At 35.4% G+C, this 23,232-nt stretch carries 27 protein-coding genes; 11 read left to right on the top strand and 16 right to left on the bottom strand.

The window, feature by feature from the left end:
- Window positions 1–41: 41 nt before the first annotated feature.
- The 7 genes from BUR19_RS16565 to BUR19_RS16535 form a co-directional block, all read right to left on the bottom strand.
- Entirely contained in the window at window positions 42–1,040 is a 999-nt protein-coding gene (locus BUR19_RS16565; protein WP_074236594.1) for a DNA adenine methylase, read from the bottom strand.
- Window positions 1,041–1,043: 3 nt separating this feature from the next.
- Window positions 1,044–1,658: a hypothetical protein gene (locus BUR19_RS16560; RefSeq protein WP_074236593.1), complete on the bottom strand. Its 615-nt coding sequence runs from the start codon at window positions 1,656–1,658 to the stop codon at window positions 1,044–1,046.
- A gap of 7 nt (window positions 1,659–1,665) precedes the next feature.
- Window positions 1,666–2,409: an ankyrin repeat domain-containing protein gene (locus BUR19_RS16555; RefSeq protein WP_139297403.1), complete on the bottom strand. Its 744-nt coding sequence runs from the start codon at window positions 2,407–2,409 to the stop codon at window positions 1,666–1,668.
- Window positions 2,410–2,414: 5 nt separating this feature from the next.
- The gene (locus tag BUR19_RS16550; RefSeq protein ID WP_074236591.1) at window positions 2,415–3,380 is read right to left on the bottom strand and encodes a Gfo/Idh/MocA family protein; all 966 of its coding nucleotides are present in this window, start codon (window positions 3,378–3,380) and stop codon (window positions 2,415–2,417) included.
- Between the two features lie 350 nt (window positions 3,381–3,730).
- Window positions 3,731–4,759: a Gfo/Idh/MocA family oxidoreductase gene (locus BUR19_RS16545; protein WP_074236590.1), complete on the bottom strand. Its 1,029-nt coding sequence runs from the start codon at window positions 4,757–4,759 to the stop codon at window positions 3,731–3,733.
- Between the two features lie 131 nt (window positions 4,760–4,890).
- Window positions 4,891–5,715, bottom strand: coding sequence for an SDR family oxidoreductase (locus BUR19_RS16540; RefSeq protein ID WP_074236589.1), 825 nt, complete (start codon window positions 5,713–5,715; stop codon window positions 4,891–4,893).
- 130 nt (window positions 5,716–5,845) lie between these two features.
- Window positions 5,846–6,823, bottom strand: a complete 978-nt coding sequence (locus BUR19_RS16535) for a 3-oxoacyl-ACP synthase III family protein (RefSeq protein ID WP_074237023.1) — start codon at window positions 6,821–6,823, stop codon at window positions 5,846–5,848.
- 192 nt (window positions 6,824–7,015) lie between these two features.
- Between BUR19_RS16535 and BUR19_RS16530 the strand changes: the two genes are divergently transcribed.
- From BUR19_RS16530 to mazG, 3 genes are all read left to right on the top strand, one after another.
- Window positions 7,016–7,666 carry a protein-L-isoaspartate(D-aspartate) O-methyltransferase gene (locus BUR19_RS16530; RefSeq protein ID WP_074236588.1) on the top strand — a complete coding sequence of 217 codons (651 nt, stop codon included), beginning with the start codon at window positions 7,016–7,018 and terminating at the stop codon, window positions 7,664–7,666.
- Complete coding sequence (locus BUR19_RS16525) at window positions 7,666–8,106, top strand: PH domain-containing protein (RefSeq protein ID WP_074236587.1); 441 nt, start codon at window positions 7,666–7,668, stop codon at window positions 8,104–8,106. The genes BUR19_RS16530 and BUR19_RS16525 overlap by 1 nt, the downstream gene beginning before the upstream one ends.
- A 170-nt stretch (window positions 8,107–8,276) precedes the next feature.
- Complete coding sequence (gene mazG / locus BUR19_RS16520; protein WP_074236586.1) at window positions 8,277–9,047, top strand: nucleoside triphosphate pyrophosphohydrolase; 771 nt, start codon at window positions 8,277–8,279, stop codon at window positions 9,045–9,047.
- Between the two features lie 100 nt (window positions 9,048–9,147).
- Here mazG and BUR19_RS16515 read toward each other — a convergent pair whose 3' ends face one another.
- Both BUR19_RS16515 and BUR19_RS16510 read right to left on the bottom strand, forming a co-directional pair.
- On the bottom strand, window positions 9,148–9,624 hold the full coding sequence (locus BUR19_RS16515) for a cupin domain-containing protein (RefSeq protein ID WP_074236585.1): 477 nt from the start codon (window positions 9,622–9,624) through the stop codon (window positions 9,148–9,150).
- Window positions 9,625–10,620 (bottom strand): NADP-dependent oxidoreductase, encoded by a 996-nt coding sequence (locus tag BUR19_RS16510; protein ID WP_074236584.1) that lies wholly within the window; start codon window positions 10,618–10,620, stop codon window positions 9,625–9,627.
- A gap of 91 nt (window positions 10,621–10,711) precedes the next feature.
- Here BUR19_RS16510 and BUR19_RS16505 point away from each other — a divergent pair, with 91 nt between their 5' ends.
- The 4 genes from BUR19_RS16505 (at window position 10,712) to BUR19_RS16490 (ending at window position 12,965) form a co-directional block, all read left to right on the top strand.
- Window positions 10,712–11,080, top strand: coding sequence for a winged helix-turn-helix transcriptional regulator (locus BUR19_RS16505; RefSeq protein ID WP_074236583.1), 369 nt, complete (start codon window positions 10,712–10,714; stop codon window positions 11,078–11,080).
- 85 nt (window positions 11,081–11,165) lie between these two features.
- Window positions 11,166–11,762 carry a LemA family protein gene (locus tag BUR19_RS16500; protein ID WP_074236582.1) on the top strand — a complete coding sequence of 199 codons (597 nt, stop codon included), beginning with the start codon at window positions 11,166–11,168 and terminating at the stop codon, window positions 11,760–11,762.
- A complete protein-coding gene (locus BUR19_RS16495; protein ID WP_379956003.1) occupies window positions 11,762–12,190 on the top strand; it encodes a TPM domain-containing protein in 429 nt (142 codons plus the stop codon). The genes BUR19_RS16500 and BUR19_RS16495 overlap by 1 nt, the downstream gene beginning before the upstream one ends.
- On the top strand, window positions 12,171–12,965 hold the full coding sequence (locus BUR19_RS16490; protein WP_074236580.1) for a TPM domain-containing protein: 795 nt from the start codon (window positions 12,171–12,173) through the stop codon (window positions 12,963–12,965). Before BUR19_RS16495 ends, BUR19_RS16490 begins: the two co-directional genes overlap by 20 nt.
- Before the next feature lie 52 nt (window positions 12,966–13,017).
- Here the strand turns inward: BUR19_RS16490 and BUR19_RS19075 are convergent, their stop codons facing one another.
- Both BUR19_RS19075 and BUR19_RS19070 read right to left on the bottom strand, forming a co-directional pair.
- The gene (locus BUR19_RS19075) at window positions 13,018–13,461 is read right to left on the bottom strand and encodes a restriction endonuclease (protein ID WP_221407796.1); all 444 of its coding nucleotides are present in this window, start codon (window positions 13,459–13,461) and stop codon (window positions 13,018–13,020) included.
- 9 nt (window positions 13,462–13,470) lie between these two features.
- Window positions 13,471–13,887 carry a winged helix-turn-helix domain-containing protein gene (locus tag BUR19_RS19070; protein WP_221407795.1) on the bottom strand — a complete coding sequence of 139 codons (417 nt, stop codon included), beginning with the start codon at window positions 13,885–13,887 and terminating at the stop codon, window positions 13,471–13,473.
- A gap of 137 nt (window positions 13,888–14,024) precedes the next feature.
- On the opposite strand from BUR19_RS19070, the gene BUR19_RS16480 reads away from it, so the two are divergent.
- The 4 genes from BUR19_RS16480 (at window position 14,025) to BUR19_RS16465 (ending at window position 19,647) form a co-directional block, all read left to right on the top strand.
- Window positions 14,025–14,549: an NAD(P)H-dependent oxidoreductase gene (locus tag BUR19_RS16480; protein ID WP_074236579.1), complete on the top strand. Its 525-nt coding sequence runs from the start codon at window positions 14,025–14,027 to the stop codon at window positions 14,547–14,549.
- The gene (locus BUR19_RS16475) at window positions 14,550–16,403 is read left to right on the top strand and encodes a monovalent cation:proton antiporter-2 (CPA2) family protein (RefSeq protein WP_074236578.1); all 1,854 of its coding nucleotides are present in this window, start codon (window positions 14,550–14,552) and stop codon (window positions 16,401–16,403) included.
- A 239-nt stretch (window positions 16,404–16,642) separates the two neighbouring features.
- Window positions 16,643–18,724 carry a M3 family metallopeptidase gene (locus BUR19_RS16470; RefSeq protein ID WP_245799105.1) on the top strand — a complete coding sequence of 694 codons (2,082 nt, stop codon included), beginning with the start codon at window positions 16,643–16,645 and terminating at the stop codon, window positions 18,722–18,724.
- A gap of 239 nt (window positions 18,725–18,963) precedes the next feature.
- A complete protein-coding gene (locus BUR19_RS16465; RefSeq protein WP_074236576.1) occupies window positions 18,964–19,647 on the top strand; it encodes a M949_RS01915 family surface polysaccharide biosynthesis protein in 684 nt (227 codons plus the stop codon).
- A 205-nt stretch (window positions 19,648–19,852) separates the two neighbouring features.
- On the opposite strand, the gene BUR19_RS16460 is transcribed toward BUR19_RS16465, so the two are convergent.
- The 5 genes from BUR19_RS16460 to BUR19_RS16440 form a co-directional block, all read right to left on the bottom strand.
- On the bottom strand, window positions 19,853–20,296 hold the full coding sequence (locus BUR19_RS16460) for a carboxymuconolactone decarboxylase family protein (protein ID WP_074236575.1): 444 nt from the start codon (window positions 20,294–20,296) through the stop codon (window positions 19,853–19,855).
- 15 nt (window positions 20,297–20,311) lie between these two features.
- Entirely contained in the window at window positions 20,312–20,743 is a 432-nt protein-coding gene (locus BUR19_RS16455; protein WP_074236574.1) for a DoxX family membrane protein, read from the bottom strand.
- 59 nt (window positions 20,744–20,802) lie between these two features.
- On the bottom strand, window positions 20,803–21,378 hold the full coding sequence (locus tag BUR19_RS16450; RefSeq protein WP_074236573.1) for a Crp/Fnr family transcriptional regulator: 576 nt from the start codon (window positions 21,376–21,378) through the stop codon (window positions 20,803–20,805).
- A gap of 68 nt (window positions 21,379–21,446) precedes the next feature.
- A complete protein-coding gene (locus BUR19_RS16445; RefSeq protein WP_083600810.1) occupies window positions 21,447–22,073 on the bottom strand; it encodes a PH domain-containing protein in 627 nt (208 codons plus the stop codon).
- Between the two features lie 102 nt (window positions 22,074–22,175).
- A complete protein-coding gene (locus tag BUR19_RS16440; RefSeq protein ID WP_074236572.1) occupies window positions 22,176–23,141 on the bottom strand; it encodes a retron St85 family RNA-directed DNA polymerase in 966 nt (321 codons plus the stop codon).
- Window positions 23,142–23,232: the final 91 nt, after the last annotated feature.

Genomic DNA, 23,232 nt, shown 5'->3' with positions numbered 1-23,232 from the left:
TTTAATTATTTGAAGTCTACATTCTAAAAGTCTATTACCTCTTATTCTTTTAGAAGATAATAAAGATACTCTATCGTTTCCGAAGCTTTATGATTTCTGTTTTCTTCCTTGTCTGCACGGAAACGCTGATACTCGGTTGTAAATATATCATATTTCCCGAATTTGGAAAGTATATTTCTAATTTCACTTTCTGTCATCAATCCTTCGTTGTTGTAGCTTAGGAAAATATGTTGAAATTTTGCATTTTCGATGAGGTCTTCGAAGCTTTTTGAAACCTCTATTTTGCTGCAGTATTTTGATTTTTGATAATTCCTCAATCCCGTTTTTCCTTTTGGAGAAAAATTGTCATATTTCGCAATCGTGTTTAGAAGATGATAGTTGGCGCCGTATTGTCGCGCGTTGTAAGGTGGATCGAGATAAAGAATATCGCCTTCGATTTTTTTGATTAATTCGTTGGCATCTTCATTATAAACCTCGTGTTTGTTTTTGGTCAATTCAAAATTGGCAGGCTGAAGTTCCAATTTTTTCTGCGCCGATTTTTTGATTTGTTTCAAAAACGCACCATAAACCGAAGCCGTGTTGGCGATTTTATCAGCCGCTTCCAATAGTGAGCAAAGCAGAAAATAATATTGATCTTCATTGATTTTTCCCGAGATTTTCCAATCTTCGATTTTTTGTCGGATAGCGTCAATTTTTTTTCCGTTTTCCTCAGAAAAGTAAAGTCGTTCCGATTTTCCGTTTTCAGAATATTCTTCTGAAATAAAGTCAGATTTTCCTTCAATTGAATTCAATTCATTAATCAAATTTTCATAATTGATTTCCTGATGATTTCCGATGTAATTTCGGTTGAGAACAAAGCTATAAAATTCAAAATCGTTGCTGATGACTTTCTTGGTTTCCGCTTTGAAATTTCGTCCGACAATTCCGGTTCCGGCGAAGAGATCGCAAAATATTTTGTTGGATAAATCTTTACCAACAACTTGATAAACGCTTTGTCTGATAAAATCCGAAAGTTTGTTTTTGGAACCGATGTAATTCATGAATTATGCTTTGATCCAAATCAAATCTGAAAGGATCTCGTGAGATTCCAAATTTAGGGAAACTAAATTGTCTCCCGAAAAATTGCTGAGATAATCTGTGATTTTTTCTTGGATTAAAGAAAGTTGGGTTTTCAATTTCCAATGTTCACCATTATTCTCATCATAAAAAATAATGAAAAGTCGATTAGCTAAATGTTTTCTTCCTTGCTGACTTTGATTATTGTAAAGCCATTCTACCAATTCTTTTTTGTGATCAACAGCATAATCAAAACTTTTTCCAAATTGTTTCGGGAATACACTGCTTTTATGATCAAACGGAATTCCCGAAATATAAAAATCCACAGTTTTTGAAAACTGATTTGCCTCTTTTTTAACTAAAGAATTCGAAGCAAAAATATCCTCAACCGCCTTTGCCGACCAGAAATTCAGCCAACGATTGAAAGCATAATTTCTCAAACCTTCATCAAAATCCTTGCATTGATTTTCCAGACTTTCAAAATCTTGAACCAGATAAATGAACTTCGTTTTTCTGTCCCATTCATCCGACTGTTTTCTTCCCCAGTTGTAAGGACAACCAAGACGCTTTTTGAGTTCTGATTCAAGAAGAGGAAGATTCATTGAAAATTTAGTTACTTAGTAGTTCTACAAGTCTTTGTTGATCAAATTTATTTGCATAAAACAAAGCGTCATTTCCAAAGGTATCTTTTATTGATTTATTCGATTTCATCTCAAGTAAATATTTTGCAACATCATAATGTCCTTTCATTGCTGCTCTCATAAGAGCTGTCTCTCCATATTTATTTTGATGGTCAATATTATCCGTGAGTGGTAGGATTGTTTTAACCAACTCCAAATTTCCTACATCAGATGTCATTATCAAGGCATTTAATCCAATTTCATTATCTGAAGTATTTACATCAATTCCTTTATCCAAAAGCAGTTTTGCAACTTTAAAATGCCCTTTGTAGCAGGCTTGGGTTGATGCATTTTCTCCTCCTTTTAATTTTAAATTGATATTAGCTCCTTTTTTTATAAGTAAATCTACAGCTTGATAATTGCCATTTTCTGCAGCATATAAAAGAGCAGTCCAACCAGAATCCGTTTGTTTGTTGATTTCGGCATTGTATGATATTAGAAAATCAATTACATCAGTTCTATTATATACGGCTGCAGTCATTATAGGAGTTACACCAGCATTAATTATGCAATTTGGATTCATTCTGTTTTTCAAATGATATTCAACTCGATTAATATCATTTTTAGCAACAAGTTGATGAAAGTCCATACATTCAATTGGAACATAAGTTTCTTTCTTACATCCAAAAAAAGAAAAAGCCATAATGATTAATAATAATTTGTAATATTTCAAAAACTCTATTTCTGTATTAACCTCACAATCTCCAAAGCAACCTTCAAAGCCTCCGTCCCATCTTCCAAAGAAACCTGAACGGGAACATCATATTTGATAGCATTGGCAAAACTTTCTAACTCATCAAGAATTGCATTATTCGGCTGAATGTTCGGATACTCGAAAAGGATCTGGTTTTTCTCGCCTTCCGCATTTTCGATAATCATATCAAAGTTAGACGGATTTTCAGGCGCTGGTTTCATTCTGATAACTTCAGATTTTTTTTCCAAGAAATCAACAGAAACGTAAGCATCCTGCTGGAAAAACCTCGATTTTCTCATGGCTTTCATTGAGATTCTTGACGTCGTCAAATTCGCAACACAACCATTCTCAAACTCAATTCTGGCGTTGCAAATGTCCGGCGTTTTGCTCACAACGGAAACACCACTTGCGTGTATCAATTTCACTTTCGACTTTACCAAACTCAACAAAATATCCAGATCGTGAATCATCAGATCCAAAACCACAGAAACATCCGTTCCTCTCGGATTGAATTCCGCTAATCTGTGAATCTCAATGAACATTGGGTTTTTAATATAATCTTTAGCACCAATGAACGCTGGATTGTATCTTTCCACGTGACCAACTTGCGCCTTGATTCCAAATTGGTTGCATTTTTGAAGAATTTCTTCCGCTTGTTCCAAAGTCTGTGTTACAGGTTTTTCAATGAAAAAATGAATGCCTTTTTCAATTGCTTTTATGGCATAATCGTAGTGGTAAAGTGTTGGCGTTACAATATCCAACATTTCGATTTCGTTCAAAAGTTCCTCCAAACTTTCAAAATATTTATAACCGAATTCCGCTTCCAGTTTTCTGCCGTTTTCTGAGTCTTTATCGTGGAAACCAACGAGTTCATATTTCTCAGATTGATTAAGTAATCTCAAATGGATTTTCCCCAAATGTCCCGCTCCTACAAGTCCTGCTTTTATCATAGCTAATTTTCTTAAAGACGTAAATTTAAGAATTATCACCAACCAACATAAAAAAAGACCCAGAATTTTTTAGCTTTCTGAGTCTTGTCATTATTAATATTATTTGGGCAGCTTTATCCGCCTTCCGTTCCCAAACCTAACGAAGTGGTTCGACGAAGTCAATCTTTTTTGCAGACGATTTGTCATCAATAGAATCTTAGCCAAAGCAAAAAAGGATTTCCGCTCAAGTCGGGCTGCAGATTCAACATAAAACAAGATTTGTCATAAAATACAAATTTTGTCATTCTGAAAGAATCTAAACTGTGAGAAATATTTAGGAAAATTGAGAATAATAATTCATCACTTATAACTCATAACTCAATCACCTCTCCCTTCTCAGAACTTTCCTTCGCCGCCTCAATCACTTTCGTTGTATGGTAAGCTTGTTTCGCTGTCACAGGAACTTTCTTATCATTCACAATCGCATTGTAAAGGTCATCATAGAAATCCAGATAATTCCCTTGAAAAGTAGGGAAGTTGACAACTCTATCATTGTAAACCAAAAGTCCAGTTTTCTCTTCCTGCTCCGTTCCCCAATTCTCGCGATTCGGAACTTTTCCCAATTTCAATTCATCTTCCTGAACATCACCACGGTGTTTTAGGAAGCTTCCTTTTTTGCCATGGAAAACATAAGATGGCGTTGGTTCTTTCACGAAATAACTGGATTTCAATCTCACGCGTTTGTCAGAATAATAAAGCAGAATGTCAAAATAATCATCAATCTGCGTATTCTCTCTAGTTCTTCTAATGTCCGCAAAAACTTTCTCAGGATAACCAAACAAACTCAATGCTTGGTCAATAATATGCGAACCCAAATCCATCAAAATACTTGCACCGGGATTTCCATTTTCTTTCCAGGCTTTTGGACTCAATTCCGGATTATATCTTTCAAATCGAATTTCTACTTCCACAATTTCTCCGAGATAACCTTCTTCTAAAACCTTTTTCACAGTTCGAAAATCGCTGTCATATCTTCGATTCTGATAAACGCAGAGCTTCAGATTCTTTTCTTTGGCAAGCTTGTGCAATTCTTCCGCTTCCTCAGAAGTTGTAGTGAAAGCTTTTTCAACTAAAGCGTGTTTTCCTGCTTCCAAAACTTTTTTCGTGAATTCAAAATGCGTGTCGATTGGCGTATTAACCACAATTAATTCGGCATCACTTTGTAAAACTTCTTCCAGAGAATCAAAACTTTTAACTTCAGGATAATCTGTTTTAATATTTTTTTTGCTTCGTTCGTAAGCACCTATTAATTCAAATCCGTCGTTAACTTCAAGAAATGGTGCGTGAAATAATTTCCCCGAACCGCCATAAGCCAACAAAGCAGTCTTTATTTGTCTCATAAATTTTAAAATAATTTTGATGATGCAATTTAATTAAATAAAAAATTTAAGCCACAAAATCTGTGGCTTAAATCTATTTTAATATTCTAGAAAATTTAAAATTTAGAATCTTTAATTTAAAAATATAAACGTTATCCCATAATATGAAAACCACCATCCACGTGACGAATTTCGCCAGTAATTCTGGTTTCTTTTCGGAAGAGATGAACAATCTCGTATGCCAAATCTTCAGGTAAAGCATTCCCCAACGGACTGATTCTATTCGCCCTTTCAACGTCTTCAACTTTCAAAGTAGCATTTCCGGCTTTACTTCCCATATAAGGCGAGAATCTAATGGCGTTGGCACGGATTCCGTATTTTTTTCCGAGTTCGTAAGCCATTTCTATTGTCAGTCTTTCAAGTGCCGCTTTTGCAATACTCATATTGATATAAGGGAAAAATGAAACTTTCTCCGCTGCAATATAACTTAATGAAACTATCGAAGCACCATTTTGCAAAACACCATTTGCAAGTAAAGCGTGACAAAGCGTAACCAGAGAAAACGCAGACACATTCATCGTATCATTGAATTCCTCTGCTGTTACTTCCAGCATTGGCTTTACGGACTTATTTCTAATCGTCTTGTCCATTGCAATAGCGTGAAGAAAACCATTCAGTGCAATGTTTTTTGTTTTCAAATCATCAGCAAAGTGACTTAAACTGTCAGGCAATGTCACATCGAGTGGAGCAGTGTAAACATCGTTACCCAAAACTTTTTTGCAGGCATTTTCGAAATCTTCATAATTTTTATTGAGGAAAGATTCTGCTTTTTCGGAAAGATTCTTGTGAAAAGGTGTTACGCCTAAACCTGTACAAACAACTTTTCCGTTGTTGGCAAGGATTTTTTCTGCGGTTTTCATCGCTAATGAATTTTCATCTGCAATTCCGGTAATAAGGAAAGTTTGATTATCTAACATAGTTTCCAAGTGTTATATATTAACGCAAAGGCGCTATTTTTTAATTTGATTTTGTTTAAAAGTCGCAAACGAAAACTTTGCGACTTTTATGGGTTCTGTATTTTAATTCTTGCGACTTTGCGATAAAAAATTAAGCTTTATAAAGTGCAGTTCCCCAAGTCCAGCCGGAACCAACTGCCGCAAAAAGCAATAGATTTCCAGCTTTTATACGTCCGCTTTTGAAGGTTTCGTCTAGCACAATTGGGATTGTTCCGCCGGAAGTGTTGGCGTATTTATCCATATTTGTCATTACTTTTTCGAACGGGATATTTGTTTTTCTCGCCGTTTCCTGAAGAATTCTGATGCTTGGCTGATGAGGAATTACCCAATCTACATTATCGGAAGTCAGTTTGTTAGCTTCTAAGATTTCATTGATTGTTTCCGGCAAAACTCTTGTTGCGGTTTCAAAAACTTCTTTCCCGTTCATTTGGAAATAATGAAGGCGTTGTTTCAAAGTTTCTTCCGAAGCCGGCATTTCTGAACCACCAGCGGGAATATTAAAATGATATTTTCCAGTTCCGTCTGCGTGAAGTTTAAAATCGAAAAAACCTTTGTCTTCCGTCGTTGCGGATAACAAAATCGCACCAGCACCATCTCCAAAGAAAACCGAATCTTTTCTTTCCCAGTCGGTAATCGTTGAAAAAGTATCCGCTCCAATAACCAAAACATTTTTATACATTCCAGTTTCAATGAATTGACAACCAATAGCAATTCCATAAAGTCCGCCAGAACAAACTGCAGAAATATCGAAAGCAACCGCTTGTGGCGCTTCCATCTTTTCCTGAACAAAACACGCTGTTGATGGTGCTTGTCTGTCTGGAGTAGAGGTCGCAACAATAATCAGGTCGATATCTTTTGGAGCGACATCTGTATTTTCCAAAGCTTTCAATCCTGCTTTATAAGCCAAATCGCTGGTCACTTCACCTTCGGCAATCCGGCGTTCTCTGATTCCCAGATTCTTAAAAATCCACTCGTCGGAAGAACCTACTTTTTCGAAAAAATCATTTTTTAAAATTTTTGGAGGAACGTATGAACCAGTTCCTTTAATGTAAGCTCTTAATTTCTGCATAACATCCATTCTTTCATTCAATTAATTGAAAATATATTTAAATTTTTAATAAAAAAACAATCAAAGCTATAAACTTTATTCTGATTAACGGTTAATTATTTGATATATTTTTAAAATAATGATTCTTGTTTGGATTTTAAAATTTTACTTCGGAAATTGCAGTCTGGATTTGAAAAACTACTAATTAAAATAATGAGAGATACTTACGTTCACAAGGGCAAAAGAAAACAATTAATCGATTATCTTCATCAGAAAATCGGGATTACGGATAGTTTTGTTCTTGATGCAATGAACGAAGTTCCGAGACATCTTTTCATAGAAAGTGTGTTCGAAGATTATGCTTACGAAGACCGCGCTTTTCCTATCGCTTCCAAACAGACCATTTCTCATCCATCAACTGTTGCCGAACAAACTGAATTGCTGGAAGTGAATGAAGGCGAAAAAGTGTTGGAAATAGGAACAGGATGTGGTTATCAGACGGCAGTTCTTATCCAAATGAAAGCTTTGGTTTATACCATTGAACGTCAAAAAGATTTGTATAATTTTTCTACTAAAATTCTGAGAGAATTAAATTTGAGACCGAAATTTCAAAGTTTTGGAGACGGATTCGCAGGTTTGCCGACGTTTGCTCCTTTTGACAAAGTATTAGTGACTTGTGGCGCAGAAGTTCTCCCGACCGAATTATTGAAACAATTAAAAGTTGGAGGAAAAATGGTAATTCCGCTCGGGAAAACCGATGAACAGATTCTTTATAGATTTACTAAAATTTCTGATACCCAGTTTGAGAAAGAGGAATTTGGGGTTTATAAATTTGTTCCGATGTTACAAAATAAATCACATTAATGAAAGTTTACAAAAGCAAAAGAGACTGGATTTATGGTTCTATATTTTTAGGAATCACTTTGCTTTTTGTTGGGATTTTAATTGCATCTTATTTTGATATGCCATTTTCAGGATGGCTGGTGTTATTGTTGATTTTATTAATTGTCAATTCAGTTTTACTTATCAGTTTCTTTTTAATCAAAATCAAGATTGATGGTGAAGAATTAGTTGTAAATGTTATCTTCGATATTTTCAGAGTGAGCATTTTTAAAATTACGAAAATCCGAATCGGAGAAACAATGTGGAGCGGATTTCACAAATGTGGAACTTCGGTAGGTGGATTGATTATTTTTTCGAAATTTAACAACGACCTTTACATTACACCGGAAAATCAGGATGAATTTTTAAAGAAATTACTGGAAGTTAATAGTCATATTATTATTGAAGATGTGAGAAAATAGTTGTTGGTTTGGTTGAAAGTTGTTGGAAACTGACAATTAAAAGACAAACGTTCAACTTTGCGAAGCTGTAGCCCGACTTGAGCGGAAATCCTTTTTTGCGGCTGGAAAAGCAAAGGCAAAAAAGATTGGGAGCGGAAGGCGGAAATAGCTGCCCAAATAAATAATATAAAATGAATACACGACAAGAAAAAATGGAAGCTTTTGGAAGGCTTCTCGATATAATGGATGACCTTCGGGAAAAATGTCCGTGGGACCAGAAGCAGACTTTTGAAACGCTTCGTCATCTGACTTTGGAAGAAACTTACGAATTGTCGGATGCACTTCTGAATGAGGATTTGCTGGAAATCAAAAAGGAATTGGGCGATGTGCTTCTGCATTTGGTTTTCTATGCAAAAATTGGTTCTGAGAAAGAAAGTTTTGATATTGCTGATGTGATTAATTCTTTGAACGAAAAGCTGATTTTCCGTCATCCGCATATTTATGGCGATACTGTTGCAGAAGATGAAGAAGCAGTAAAACAAAACTGGGAAAAGCTGAAGCTGAAGGAAGGAAATAAATCTATTTTGTCAGGTGTTCCGAAAGGTTTGCCTCCGATTATCAAAGCTTACAGAATTCAGGATAAAGTGAAAGGAATTGGTTTTGAATTTCATTCTGCAGACGATGCGTGGGCAAAAGTGAGAGAAGAACTTCAGGAATTTCATCAGGAAACTGAAAAAGACAAAAAAGAAGCTGAACTCGGCGACGTTTTCTTTTCTTTGATTAATTACGCAAGAATCTCTGGTCTGAATGCTGACACGGCTTTGGAAAAAACGAATTCAAAATTCATTTCAAGATTTCAGAAAATGGAAGAGTTAGCTTTGTCTAAAAACCTTAGCCTCGCCGACCTTAATCTTGTAGAAATGGATGAGCTTTGGGAGGAAGCGAAGGTTTTTGAAAAATAATATTTCTGTTATTATTTAAAATTTCAAAATCTCGCAGATTTTTTTATCTAAATTAAATCTGCGAAATCAGCTTAATCTGCGAGAAATTTTTTCTATTTGATTATTCAGCGTCAATCAAAACTGCCAATTGGATACAGTTTTCATCAGAACGATTGCTCCAAGCGTGATTGGTTCCGGTTTGGATGACGATGTCACCAGCTTGCAAAAGTGTTTTGTCTGTATCGGTAATCAGGTAAATTTCGCCCGACAAAATAATAATGTAATCCAGACTTTTGGTTTGATGTATCAGTGGATGAGGTTGTCCTTCAGGCGCTTCGATTCCTAATTGTTCATCTGGCGGAATCTGAACGTAGCGGAAATAAGTTCCGTTTTTGATAACACTTGGGATTGCGAAATTTTCTATTGGTTTTTCCTGTTCAAAAGTTGCAGGCATTTTGCTGGTTTGCCAAACGTCAGAAATAATTAATCCTTTAAAATGTTCTGAAACATTGGTGACGATTTCGTCTTTTGCAATGTAAGATTTTCCGTCTTTTGTTCCTGTGATAATTCGTCTTGGGATTGCTTTTATGTTGGTCATTTATTCTTGATTTTTCATTATTAATTTTTTGCCTTGCGTCTTATTTTCTTTCAATAATTGTTGCGCTTTTTCAGCAGTTTCGGCAGAAAGTCCACCAACGATTTTTACAGGTAAAGGCTGAATAATTCCTTCTTCGATGTATCGTTTTATTTGATTAAGAGAATTTCTGAAATAATCATAATTTTTCTCCTTTGCATAAATGAAATTTGAAATATTAAGAATCGTTGCACCAATTCCGAAAAGTAAATCATTAGCTTTTGGAGTAATAAAATGAGTGACGTTGATGTAGATTCCATTGGCTTTAAGAACTTCGGCTGAGATTTCTGAGAATTGCATTCCAACCGCATCGATGACAATATCTAATTTCTGATTTTGATTAATTTCCAAAATTTTCTCAACTAAATTTTCCTGTTTGTAATTGACGATTTGATTTTCATTAATTCCGATATCAATCAATTGCTGAATACTTTCTTGATTGCCAGCAGTGACAATTATTTTTTTGTTGAATTTTCCTAAAATTAATCTCAAAATATAATTCCCAACTCCGCCGGAAGCTCCGCTTATCAGAATATTTTCAATTTGATTCCAATCCACTCTGTTGAAAATCTGAAAAGCAGTGATTCCGATTGAAGGTAAACCAGTACTTTCTTCGAAAGTTATCGAGTTTGGTTTTTTAGCAACAATTGCTTCGGGAAGAATGATTTCTTCAGCATAAGTTCCGTTGCTTCCCATACTTCCGCAGGCGAAAAATACTTCATCTCCAATTTTGAATTCGGTTACATTTTCTCCAGTTTCGATGATGATTCCGGAACCTTCCCGCCCCAAAATATTTGAGAATAAATATTTCTTTTCGTGTTCGTTTTCCCGCATCTGATAATCGATGGGATTGAAGCCGGATGCGATGATTTTGATTCGGACTTCGTCTTTATTTATTGGTCTTAATGTGACGATATCGTCTTTAAGCTGATTGTTTTCGTCTAGAATAATGGCTTTCATCTTCAATTATTTTAATACAAATTTATTAGTAAAATGCTTTAAATTTGTTACTAGTTAACAATAGGTAACTACTTACCTTAATGAAAGTACTATGAAGATTATTGAAAACAATATAGAACGGGAAACAACTTGTGGCGAGGAACTTCGGGCAATGCGAGATTGTCTGGAAATCCTTGGTGGAAAGTGGAAACTGATGATTTTGAGATATTTGAATAACCGGCAACATCAGAATATTCATTTCAAAAAACTGGAACGGGAAATCGACGGAATCTCTGCAAAAATGCTCAGCAAACAACTGAAAGAGCTGGAAACCAATCTTCTCATTACAAGAACTGTCACGGACGAAAATCAGCTAATGGTTTTTTATGCGATTACAGAATATGGGAAAAGTGTCACACCACTCACGGAAAACCTTGTAGAATGGGGAATTAAGCATCGAAAAAAAATCATCGAAGGCTAATTGATTCTCGGAATTAAAAATAAATTTCATCATTATATTTAATTTGTATATTTGGTTTAATTAAAATTTTAAAACACATCAAACTATGAAAGGTAAAGGTTGTATTGTATTAATCGTCATCGTTGCATTAATCGCTATAGTGGGATTTTGGGCAGTCGGAATTAGAAATGGCTTTGTAGGTCAGGAACAAACCGTGAATGCGAAATGGTCAAACGTAGAAACGGTTTATCAAAAAAGAGCGAATTTGATTCCGAACCTGGAGAGAACGGTAAAATCTTATGCAAAATTCGAATCTGAAACTTTAACAAAAGTGGTTGAAGCAAGGTCAAAAGCAACTTCTGTAAACATCGACCCAACTAATATGACCGAAGCTGATATGGCAAAATTCCAAGCAGCGCAAGGCGAATTGAGCGGTTCATTGAGCAGATTATTGGCCGTTGTGGAAAGTTATCCAAACCTGAAAGCTGACCAGCAATATATCAACTTCCAAAGAGAATATACAGCGATTGAGAACAGCATCCGTTCAGAAACGGTTTATTACAACGATGCTGCGAAAGAATACAACACTAATATCAAAACGTTTCCAAATAACGTGATTGCGAACTTCTCCAATTTCAAAGAAAAACCATATTTTAAAGCAGAAGCAGGCGCAGAAAAAGCACCTCCCGCATTTTCAGAATAATGAATCACTTCCTTACAGATACAGAGATGGCTTCCCTTGTGGAAGCCATCAAAATAGCTGAAGACCATTCTTCGGGTGAGATTCGTGTGCATATAGATTCCACCGCCGAAGATGATTTTGCAAAAAAAGCATTTGCGATTTTTAATTCGTTGGAAATGCATCTTACCAAAGAAAGAAACGGCATTTTGTTTTATGTGAATTTTGAACAACATTATCTCACGATTATCGGAGACGAAGGCATTCATAAAAAAGTAAAGCAAACATTTTGGGATAATCTCCACGATGAAATTACTTCCGAATTTGCAAAAAAAAATTATTACAAAGGTCTGAAAGATGCCATTCTGAAAACCGGACTCGAACTGAAAAAATATTTCCCTGTAGTTGGGGAAAATATCAATGAATTACCCAATGATATCAGCTTCTCTTAAACGATATATTTTCGCATTATTCCTGATTTTTGGATTGTTTTCCAAAGCTCAATTGGTGCCTGAAAAACCGGCGGTTCTTTATCCTGTATATGATAAAGCAGGATTGCTGTCGGAATCTGAAAAAGAGGCTTTGAATCAAAAACTCATCAAGTTCTCCGATTCTACCTCGACAGAAATTGAAGTCATAATTCTCCCGACAACCAGTGGGGAAGATGTCAATTATCTCGCAACAATGTACGGCGAAAAATGGGGAATCGGACAAAAAGGTGTTGATAATGGTGTTGTTTTCCTGATTGCTACAGAAGACCGAACAATGTCTATCCAGCAAGGTCGTGCTGTTGAGCAATATTTGACGGCTTCGGTTGCAGGGCAGATTTTGGATTATCTTGTCACACCAGCTTTCAAAAAAGGAGAGTTCTATAATGGAATTGACCGTGGAACGTCTGCTATTATGGAAGCGGTACAAGGGAAATTCAAACCGATTGTCAAGAAACAAAAGAACGATGACGGAATCAGTATTGGCGCTATTATTCTGATTATAATTGTCATTATTATTTTGATAAGTATTCTGAATGGTAATAACGGCGGCGGAAACTACGATGACGATGATTACACACTATCAAGAAAAGGAAACCGAAGATACCGAGGCGGATTTTTCCCATTTCCGGGAAGCTTCGGCGGCGGCGGATTTGGTGGCGGAAGCAGTGGAGGCGGTTTCGGTGGCTTTGGCGGCGGAGGAAGTTTCGGCGGAGGCGGTGCTTCTGGTGGATGGTAAAATTGAAAACAAAATATAATAAAACCCAGATTTTTTGTCTGGGTTTTATTTTTTAAAGATTTTTAAACCAATCATTTTTGATTTTTACTTCTTCTACTAATTCAACATTTACACCTAATCTTAATTCTTTAAGTTTTTCTGCAAATTCATTTCCATCTATTAAATCGATTTGTTTAGCTCCGTCTCTTTGGGCTTCTTTTTTTGCTTCTTTGCTAAAGCTTCCTGTTGTCATTATCAAACCTTTTTCAGCTCTTCCATCCATTGCTCCTCGAAAATCTCTTATGACAGAAGGTGAAACAGTTCCTTGATATCTTTTTGCTTGAAATACAACGTGAAATGAAAGGACTTGACCTATTTTTAATATTCCTTTCCCATCAATTCCTCCATCATTGGACTTTCCTGTAACTTCGACATTTATAAAACCAAGTTCTCTTAAAAGTCTTTGGCAAAGACGTTCAAATTGCATAGGTTCAATATTTCTAATAGATTCTAACAATTTATCTTGTCACGTAAATTCGTCAATTTCTTCTGGTTTATCGTCAATCTTTGGAGAGTCTTTTTCTAAATTTTCATGATTTTTCTCTAATCTTTCATCTTTGTCTTTTTTTACAACAAATTTTTTAACTTTTTCTTTATTTACCTCATTTGTTTTCTTTCCATCTTCTGTTAAAGCCCAAACACCTCTTGATGAGTTTTCTAGTAATCCATAGCGTTTTAAATAATTTCTTGCCCAAGCAAGTCTATATGTTAATTTTGTTGTACTTTCTCTATGAATTTCATTTATTGCATTTTCATTTAGATTAAGAATTTTTATTATTTCATCTTCAATCTCTGAAACTGAACCAGAATTACCAAGATTTTTTATCGCTTTTAAAGTAGGATTAAATAAATCATCATATTTATATTTAAAATGTTTGTCCATTATTAGTTTTTAATTCTAAAGATATTCCAAATATCCCAAAATAATTCCCATCAACAAAAATTATTTTCAATTTCGTAATACACCAAATCTTGACATAAAAAAAGAAAATCACTATATTTACGAAAATCGAGATTTCTTTGAAAAAAACATTGGTTCTATTTGCGCATCCTTATTTCGAACATTCTACCACAAATGTTAGATTGTTAGAATGTTATGATGATTTGGACAATGTCACGTTTCGGGATTTGTATGAGGATTACCCCGATTTTCATATTCAGCCTTTCCGTGAAAGAAAAAGAATTGTAGAATATGAGCGCATTATTTTCCATTTTCCAATCATTTGGTTTGGTCTTCCGCCTTTGCTGAAGTTGTGGATAGATGAGGTTTTTGATATGCGTTGGGTATCGGAAAACGGAATCAATATTTTGTCTGGAAAAGATGCGCTTATTATCACAAGCGTTGGCGGACGAGAAGCCAATTATACTAAAGAAGGCAAATACGAAACTGAAGTTGAAGAGTTGCTCTCAGGCTTGAAAGTTTCCTTGAAGGTGAATAATATCGACCTCAAAAAAATACATATCATTTATAACGCGGATAATCTGAATGACGAACAATTGGATGTTCTTTCTGATGAATTATCTCAAACCCTCAAAATAAAATAGATGCAAGGTTCCATTGCGATGACAATTCTGATTTTTCTTGGTGCGGCCATTATTATGGTTCCGTTGGGGAAAAAACTGGGATTGAGTTCTGTCATTGGATATATTCTTGGCGGGATTTTGATTGGTCCGTTTTGTTTACAATTGACGGGAAGAGATGCCGAAGATATTATGCACGCATCGGAATTAGGCGTGATTATGCTGTTGTTTTTGGTCGGGTTGGAATTGGAACCTCAGAAACTTTGGCAAATTAGAAAACGGATTCTTGGACTTGGTTTGAGTCAAATGCTACTAAGTATCATCGGGATTTTTATGGTATTTTACATTGCAGGATTTGGCTTGAAAACTTCATTTATTATTTCACTCTGTTTTGCAATGTCGTCCACAGCGATTGTTTTGCAGACGTTGAAAGAGAAAAATCTTTTCCGAACCGTTAGTGGTGAATCTTCCTTTTCGATTTTATTATTTCAGGATATTGCGGTGATTCCGATTTTGGCATTATTACCATTTTTATCAAAGTCCAAAAGAGCATTAGAACAGGCTGATCACGAAAAAATATTACTACAATATTTACCAGAATGGTTGCAACCTTTTACCGTGATTTTCGCCGTTTTAGCTTTGATATTGTTAGGGCGATATATTTTCACGCCGTTTCTAAGATTTGTATCAAGGTCTGGATTGAATGAATTATTGACCGCAGCTTCATTATTCCTCGTAATCGGTGTTTCTGAGTTGATGATTTCGGTTGATTTAAGTCCTGCGCTTGGTGCTTTTATCGCTGGTGTAATGTTAGCCAACAGTGAATTCCGTCACGAATTGGAAAGTGCCATTGATCCCTTCAAAGGATTGTTGCTGGCTGTATTTTTTGTAAGTGTTGGCGCAACTATTAATTTTGATATTATTGTTTCCAAACCGTTCTTTATATTTTCTGCTGCGTTCATCGTTTTGACTGTAAAAGCGTTTGTTCTTTTCGGAATTGGGAAATATTACAAGATGAATAATGAACAAAGTTTTTTCCTCGCTTTTGCATTGTCACAAGTTGGAGAATTCGCTTTTGTTTTGGTCAATTTCGCCGCAAGTTTATATTTGATTGATTATCAGGCCAACGGAGAATTGATGGCGATTGTAGCGATTACGATGTGTATTTCGCCGTTACTTTTGATATTCAAAGAAAAAGTTCTTGATAAAAAATTTATCAAACAGAAAAATGAAGAAAATATAGAACTCGGAATTATCAAACAACGTAAAGTGATTATTGTGGGATTCGGATTTTTCGGGAGTACAGTTGGACGTCTTTTGAAAGCCAACGGAATCCGTTCGACCGTCTTGGATAATGACCCAGATAGAGTTGCTTTGTTAAGGTCAAATGGTTTCAACGTTTATTACGGCGATGCCACAAAACCCGCATTGTTGCGTTCTGCAGGAATAGAAGAAGCTGAACTTCTTGTTCTTTGTTTGGATGACCCTGAAAAAAATAAATTTCTGGTAGATTATGCCAAAGAAAATTATCCTGATGTCAAAATTTTTGTAAGAGCTAAAAACCGTTTGGACGCTTATGATTTCCTCAATAAAAATGTCAATCATATTTATCGTGAAACTTTGGGAACAGCGGTTGATATGGCAGTCGATATCCTTCAGGAAAACGGGATGCGAAAATATACCGCCAGAAGAATGGGCAAACGTTTTATGTTAATTGACAAAGCTATGACCAGACGTTTGGCGAAAGAAAAAGACAAGGATATGATTACCTTCACCCTTCGCGAATCACTTGAACGTGAAGCCGAATTGCTGGCTTTGGACAGTATTTCTTTTGAGGAAAACCATTGGAGCGGTGATGAAGACGAGGAGGATAAATGAATTATTTTGGGCAGCTTTTCCGCCTTCCACTCCCGCTATTTTTGCCCTTGCTTTTCCAACCACAAAAAATGAGCTCCGTTCAAGTCGGGCTGCATTCAATTCGCGGTTTAAAAATTCTGTTGCTTAAAAACTGATATTCTCTTAGTTTTCATTACTTTTATTCCCCGAAATATTTTTATTATATGAAGAAAATAAGAACTACTTTACTAATCACTTTCCTAGCTTTCAACGCAGGAAATATGACCATAAATGCTCAGCATAAAAAAGCCTCTGCAACTACACAAAAATCTATGAAAGACAATCCATTTCTTAAAAAAAGTTCGCTACAGTATCAGGCTCCGGAATTCGATAAAATAAAAGACGAACACTTCAAACCGGCTTTTGAATTGGGTTTGAAAGAGCAATTGGCAAACATCGATAAAATTGTCAATAACAAAGCTATTCCAACATTTGAGAATACGGTTTTGGCTTTGGAAAACAGTGGTCCAACTTTGGGAAGAGCAACCATTATTTTTTATAATCTGACAAGTTCTAATACCAATGATAATCTTCAGAAATTAGAAGAGGAATATGCACCGATTTTCGCTTCCCATTCGGATAAAATTAATTTGAATGAAAAGCTTTACAAAAGATTAAAAGCCGTAAAGACTGATAAACTGGATGCGGAAAGCAAAAGATTGACTGAGTTTTATTTGACTAATTTTGAAATTGCAGGCGCAAACCTTTCCGCTGAAAATAAAGAAAAGCTAAAGGAAATCAATCAACAATTGGCAACTTTAGCCACTCAATTCAGTAACAAATTGTTGGAAGCTAGAAAAAAAGGAGCTGTTTTGATTTCTGATGTTAAAGAATTAGACGGACTTTCTGCTGACGAAATCGCAGCTGCGGCAACCGATGCGGAACAAGCCGGACAAAAAGGAAAATACCTTCTGGCTTTACAAAATACAACGCAACAACCACTTTTGCAGAATCTGAAAAACAGAGCTACGAGAGAAAAACTCTTCAAAGCATCCTGGACAAGAGCTGAAAAAGGCGACGAAAATGATACGAGAGGAACGGTTGAGAAATTAGCAAAATTAAGATTACAGAAAGCTCAACTCTTCGGGAAGAAGAACTTCGCTGAATGGAGTTTGCAAGACCAAATGGCAAAAACGCCGGAAGCGGCAATGGGACTTTTGGCACAATTGGCAAAACCTGCTGTGGAAACGGCTAATCGTGAAGCTAAAGAAATTCAGGAAGTGATTGACGCGCAAAAAGGTGGTTTCAAAGTTGAACCTTGGGACTGGAATTTCTATTCTGAGCAGGTTAGAAAAGCCAAATATGACCTTGATGAGAACGAAATCAAACCTTATTTCGAAGTGACAACTGTTTTGGAAAAAGGCGTTTTCTATGCTGCTGAGCAATTCTACGGCATCACTTTCAAAGAAAGAAAAGACCTTCCGGTTTACCATCCGGATGTGGTAGCTTACGAGGTTTTCGATAGAGACGGAAAATCTTTGGCGCTTTATTATCTGGATTTCTACACAAGAAGCAACAAAAGTGGTGGCGCTTGGATGAACAATTTCGTTCCTCAGTCTCATCTATTAGGACAGAAGCCGGTGATTGTAAATGTTTTCAATTATCAAAAACCTGCGCCGGGAAAACCTTCTTTGATTTCTTATGACGATGTAGAAACTATGTTCCACGAGTTCGGTCATACGTTGCATGGTTTATTTGCGGACCAAAAATATGCATCCATTTCTGGAGCGAATACACCAAGAGATTTTGTGGAATTCCCTTCTCAAATCAATGAGCATTTTGCGTTGGAACCGGAGATTTTGAAAAATTACGCTTTACATTATCAGACCAAACAGCCGATGCCTCAGACTTTGATTGATAAGATTAAAAAAGCATCTAACTTCAATCAGGGTTATGCAACAACAGAATTGGTGGCAGCTGCGACGTTGGATATGAATTGGCATACCGTAACTTCTGACAGCCAATTGATTCCTGTTTTGGAGTTTGAAAAGCAGGCGTTGTCTAAATATGGATTATTAGTTCCACAAGTTCCGCCAAGATACCATACGCCTTACTTTGCACACATCTGGGGCGGCGGATATTCAGCGGGTTATTACGCTTACCTTTGGTCAGAGACTTTGGATTCTGATGCTTGGGAATGGATAAAAGCGAATGGCGGAATCAAGAGAGAGAACGGTGACAGATTCAGAAAATATATTCTTTCCGTCGGCAACAGTGTAGATTTGAACAAGGCTTTTGAAGAATTTACGGGTCATAAAGCGGATATCAAACCTTTATTGAGAAGCAGAGGTTTCATCAAATAAAAATTTAACTTTCAGATATAAAACGTTTCCAATTCGGAAGCGTTTTTTTTTGTAGTAATTTGGGCGGACAATTCGCGCTGTCCAGGGGTTCCGTCTAGCAATATTTTTGCAAAAATATTGCTAGACCGCTCGCTGCGCTCGCGCCCTTACCATCACGGCCGCAATGACGTATACGAAATCAACATTCCACAACTCATTGAAGATTTTTTTAATTAACTTCGTTTCAAATTCATCATTTTGTGAGAAAACTATTACTTCCTTTTTGTTTTTTAATATTAATATTTATCGTTAGTTGTAATCCCAAAGAACAAAATCAAACTAATAAAATTGATACTGAAAATCCTGATAAAAAAGACTTCATAATCGCAGTTGAAGTCGATTCAGCGCAGATTCCAAAATCGATTGTTTATAATGGAAATTTTAAAAAAGCAGTTCAATGGAAAGATGAAGTTGGAGAGAATCTGGTTATTCTTTCAGAGTCAGGTTATCACAGAAACGAAAAATTCAAACACGAATTTGATGACAGCGCAGACTTCGAATTGTTTGCTTACCATTTCTGTTTAGATAAAAATAATTTGCAGATTTGGAAAATGTACGATTTTGTGGCCGATTGTCCGGTTGATATCGAAGCCGAATTTTATCCTCAATTTCCAATCATTACAGATTTAGACAAAAACGGAATCGCTGAGGTTTGGATAATGTACAAAGTCGGTTGTCACGGCGATGTAAGTCCTGTCAATCTGAAATTAATATTGTACGAAGGCAACAAAAAATATGCAATGCGAGGTGAAAACAAAATTCAGTTTGGCGCTAATGAATATATAGGTGGAGAATATAAATTGGACAAAGCTTTCGACTCTGCACCTAGTGTTTTCAAAGATTACGCCATCCAATTGTGGAAAGAAAATGTTTACAAAAACTGAAATCCTAACCAAAACTGATTAGGATTTTTTATTGAATTTGAATCAAAAAAATGCCCTTCTGCAAGTCCGATGGATAGGGCGTTTGCAGAGGCACTTAAAAAGGTACGTGCGTTTTCATCAAAAGGCACGTACCTTTTGTCCAAAACACACGTGTCTTTTTAGTAAAACATACGTGCGTTTTTAGAAATTAGTTTCGAGTAACTTATTATTCTCCTATTTCTAATCTTGTACTCAAAGCGATTCTGTTCCAGGAATTGATAGTTACAATCGCCATAATAACCTCTGCAATTTGCTTTTCAGAAAAGACAGCTTTTGCTTTTTGATAAGTTTCCTCGCTAAGGCCATTCTGGCTGATTAGTGTGATTTCTTCGGTCATTTTAAGAGCAACTTTCTCTTCTTCTGTGAAGAATTTTTCCGCTTCGTGCCAGGCGCTTACCAGGAAAATTCTTTCAGCTGTCTCTCCATATTTGATGGCGTCTTTAGTATGCATATCCAGACAGTAAGCACAGCCATTGATTTGCGAAGCTCTTATTTTGATAAGTTCTTTAATCGTTTTTGAGATTTCTGATTGTGCCAGATAACTTTCCAATCCTAACATTGCTTTATAAGCCTGAGAATCTGTTTTGCTGATGTTGATACGTTTTTCCATTGTTTTTGATTTTATTCAATTTTTGATTTTGTTATCGATACTAAAATGAAATTGATTCTGACTAGATAATAAGAATGCCGCAGCACTACCTATCCAAACCGAATAATCGAGTGGCGCTTTGATGCCTAAAGTGATGCTCATAGACAAGGCGAACATCAATAAAAGAAAGCCTGTTCCAATGGCTGTCCATTTGGCTTTATAACCTAGAATTAAAAGTAGGGCGAAGACTGTTTCTAAAAATGTTGCAGCATAAGCTCCGAAAATACTGAGGAATTCTGGCAGAAAAGAAGTGATTTGTTTGGTATAATTTTCAAAATTCTGCCAATTACCCCAAGCCGAACTTTTGCCCCAAAACCCGAATCGATCCGCAACAACAGATAGAAGTGTAATGCCTAAAGCCAGTCTTAAAAATAATTGTTGAAACCGATTGTTGGTGGTAGTTTCCATTTCCTTCGTTTTGATGATACAAAGTTGGGAAATCAAAAACGTGAAAAACTTAAACTGGTTTAAGAAATGCTTTTCTTACGAATTTCGCTCAGATATTCTGGTGTGAATCCGAGAAAAGAAGCAATGAGATATTGCGGAACACGCTGCACAAATTCAGGATATTGTTTGACTAATGAGAAGTAGAAATCTTCTTTGGAATAGGTAAAAATATATTTGACTCGCCGTTGGTTGGCAGCAAAAGCTCTTTGATAAATAAGTCTGAAATACTTTTCCATTATCGGAAAATCGTTAAGGAGTTTTTCCTGAGAATCGCTGCTGATAGTCAAAACTTCCGATTTTTCTACTGTCTGAATGCTGAAGTCTGCAGGTGTTTTGCGCTCGAATGAGAAGTTATCCGTCATCCACCAGGTTTCCAAAGCAAAATCTGTAGTTTGCTCAATACCTTTTTCGTTGATGAAAAACTTTCTGAGAAGACCTTTCAAAACAAAATAATTCTGCCGGCAAACCTGTCCTTCTTCTAAAAGAATTTCTTTCTTTCTAAAGTTTTTAACTTCAAAATAATCCAATATCAAAGCAAAATCCTCATCAGTAATTGTGATGAATTTATCCAGATGGGCTTTGAAGATTTGGGACATAATTATTTGATTGATGTAAATTTAAAACAAAAAAGCAAAACGTTGAATGACATTTTGCTTTCGGATTGTTACATTCTGCTGAGGATTTCTTTCTTTTTGGTTTCGTAATCTTCAAGAGATATCAAATCATTGTCCAAAAATGCTTTTAGTTTCAGTAAGGTTTCCATTGGATCTTCAGCTGGTGTTTCTGATTTTGCTTCTTGTGGTTCTGCAGCTTTTTCCTGATTTTCGTTTTGTGTATTGACAACAATTCCTCCTGCTGCAGCTCTTCTTTCTTCCAGTTCTTTTTCTCTGCGGTATTCTATCATTTGCTCTTCTTTGCCTTGAGCATATTGATAGAGTTTTCTGGCTTGAGATTTTGGGATATAATCAATTGTTTCAATATAGCCAGTCACTGCAGTCATTGTGAAAGTGGAACCCAAAATAGCTTCGCTAATATGACTCTCAGCAACATCTTTCCAAAGATAATCGTTGAAATCGGTTACCAATCCAAATGATTTTGAGCGAAAAAACAGGATTCTTTTATTGGTAAGAACGATAGAATCCGGAGATATATTAATGGCAGGCTTGTTTTGGACTGCGATATATTCCACAGTTTCTCCATTGGTTAATAGATCATTGACTTTTTCACTGATTTTTTCTACTGCTTTTGGGTCTTGGTCTTCGTTTAGGAATTTTTTTATATCGTTGATCATTGTTTGAATGTTAAAGTTTGTAAGAAAGAAAATAATTAACTTTTAATAGAAAATATATCATAATTATGAACAACCTAGAATTTAGGAAAATTCTTAATATCGTTAAGAATTATAATAATTGTAAAGTGTTTTAATGTCTGTTTTAGGATTTTTTTGATATAATAATTTAATATATTCTAAAAGCGATTTATATCGAACCTCGTCCACACTTTTAATATAATTCATCCATCCATATAAATGATGAAGGGCTTTATGATTTACGTTGTCAGTAGTTTTTGTAAAATTATAAACTTTACTCCTAATAATACGGAGTTTTTTTCTACCAATACCGAAGTTATTATCATAAATAACTAATCCGGTAATCTCACGTCTTCTCAATTTTCCAGTAAATCTAGTTTTATATTTATTTAAGGTAAATCCTTCATCTATTATTATTTTTTCCACAAAAGGTAAAACACCTATCAATTTATCTGGCATAATACTTGAGAAGGTTATATCATCAGCGTATCTTGTAAATATAATACCTTTTTTTCCAACGTAACCTTGAAGTCTTGAGTCCATTTTCCAACAAATTAAATTAGATATTTTTGGAGAACAAGGACTTCCCTGTGGTAAAGAATTTTTATAAGTGCAAATATTTGTTAATAAGGTACTAATCAAATTGTTGTAGCCAATAGATTTAAATAAATTATAAACTTTTATCGAATTAATACTTGGATAAAAGTCTTTAATGTCAATATTCAATAAACAATTTGAAAAAATATGAGGTCTTACATTATCTGAGATTGATTGTCCTTTTTCAAAACCTTTACTATACTCAGATACTTTTAGCTTGTTTAGTATGTTATTTAAAATCCAAAGTTGTATTCCTTTTAGTTGTTTGTTAGGTTGAGAAATATCTCTTAATTTACCATTTTTCTTTGCTATTTGGTAAGTTTTATAGTAATATTCAGAGTTTTTAGATAATTGGTAAATAGAATTTTTTGAAAGATTAATTAAATAAGCGAAATCTTCCAAATCAGTAATGTTTGGTAGTCCTAGAATTTTGAGTCTGATAGTACTAGTCATATTGAAAAGCGTAGGGTAATATTATTTACTTTCTAAAGTCTTACGTGATTAAAATAATTTTCGAGTGCCCGCAGGAAATTATTTTAATTGC

Source organism: Epilithonimonas zeae (genome assembly GCF_900141765.1).
In the GTDB taxonomy this organism is placed as follows: Bacteria; Bacteroidota; Bacteroidia; order Flavobacteriales; family Weeksellaceae; genus Epilithonimonas; species Epilithonimonas zeae.
The sequence above is the reverse complement of the archived record's forward strand: the minus strand, read 5'-3'. Positions and strand labels throughout refer to the sequence as shown.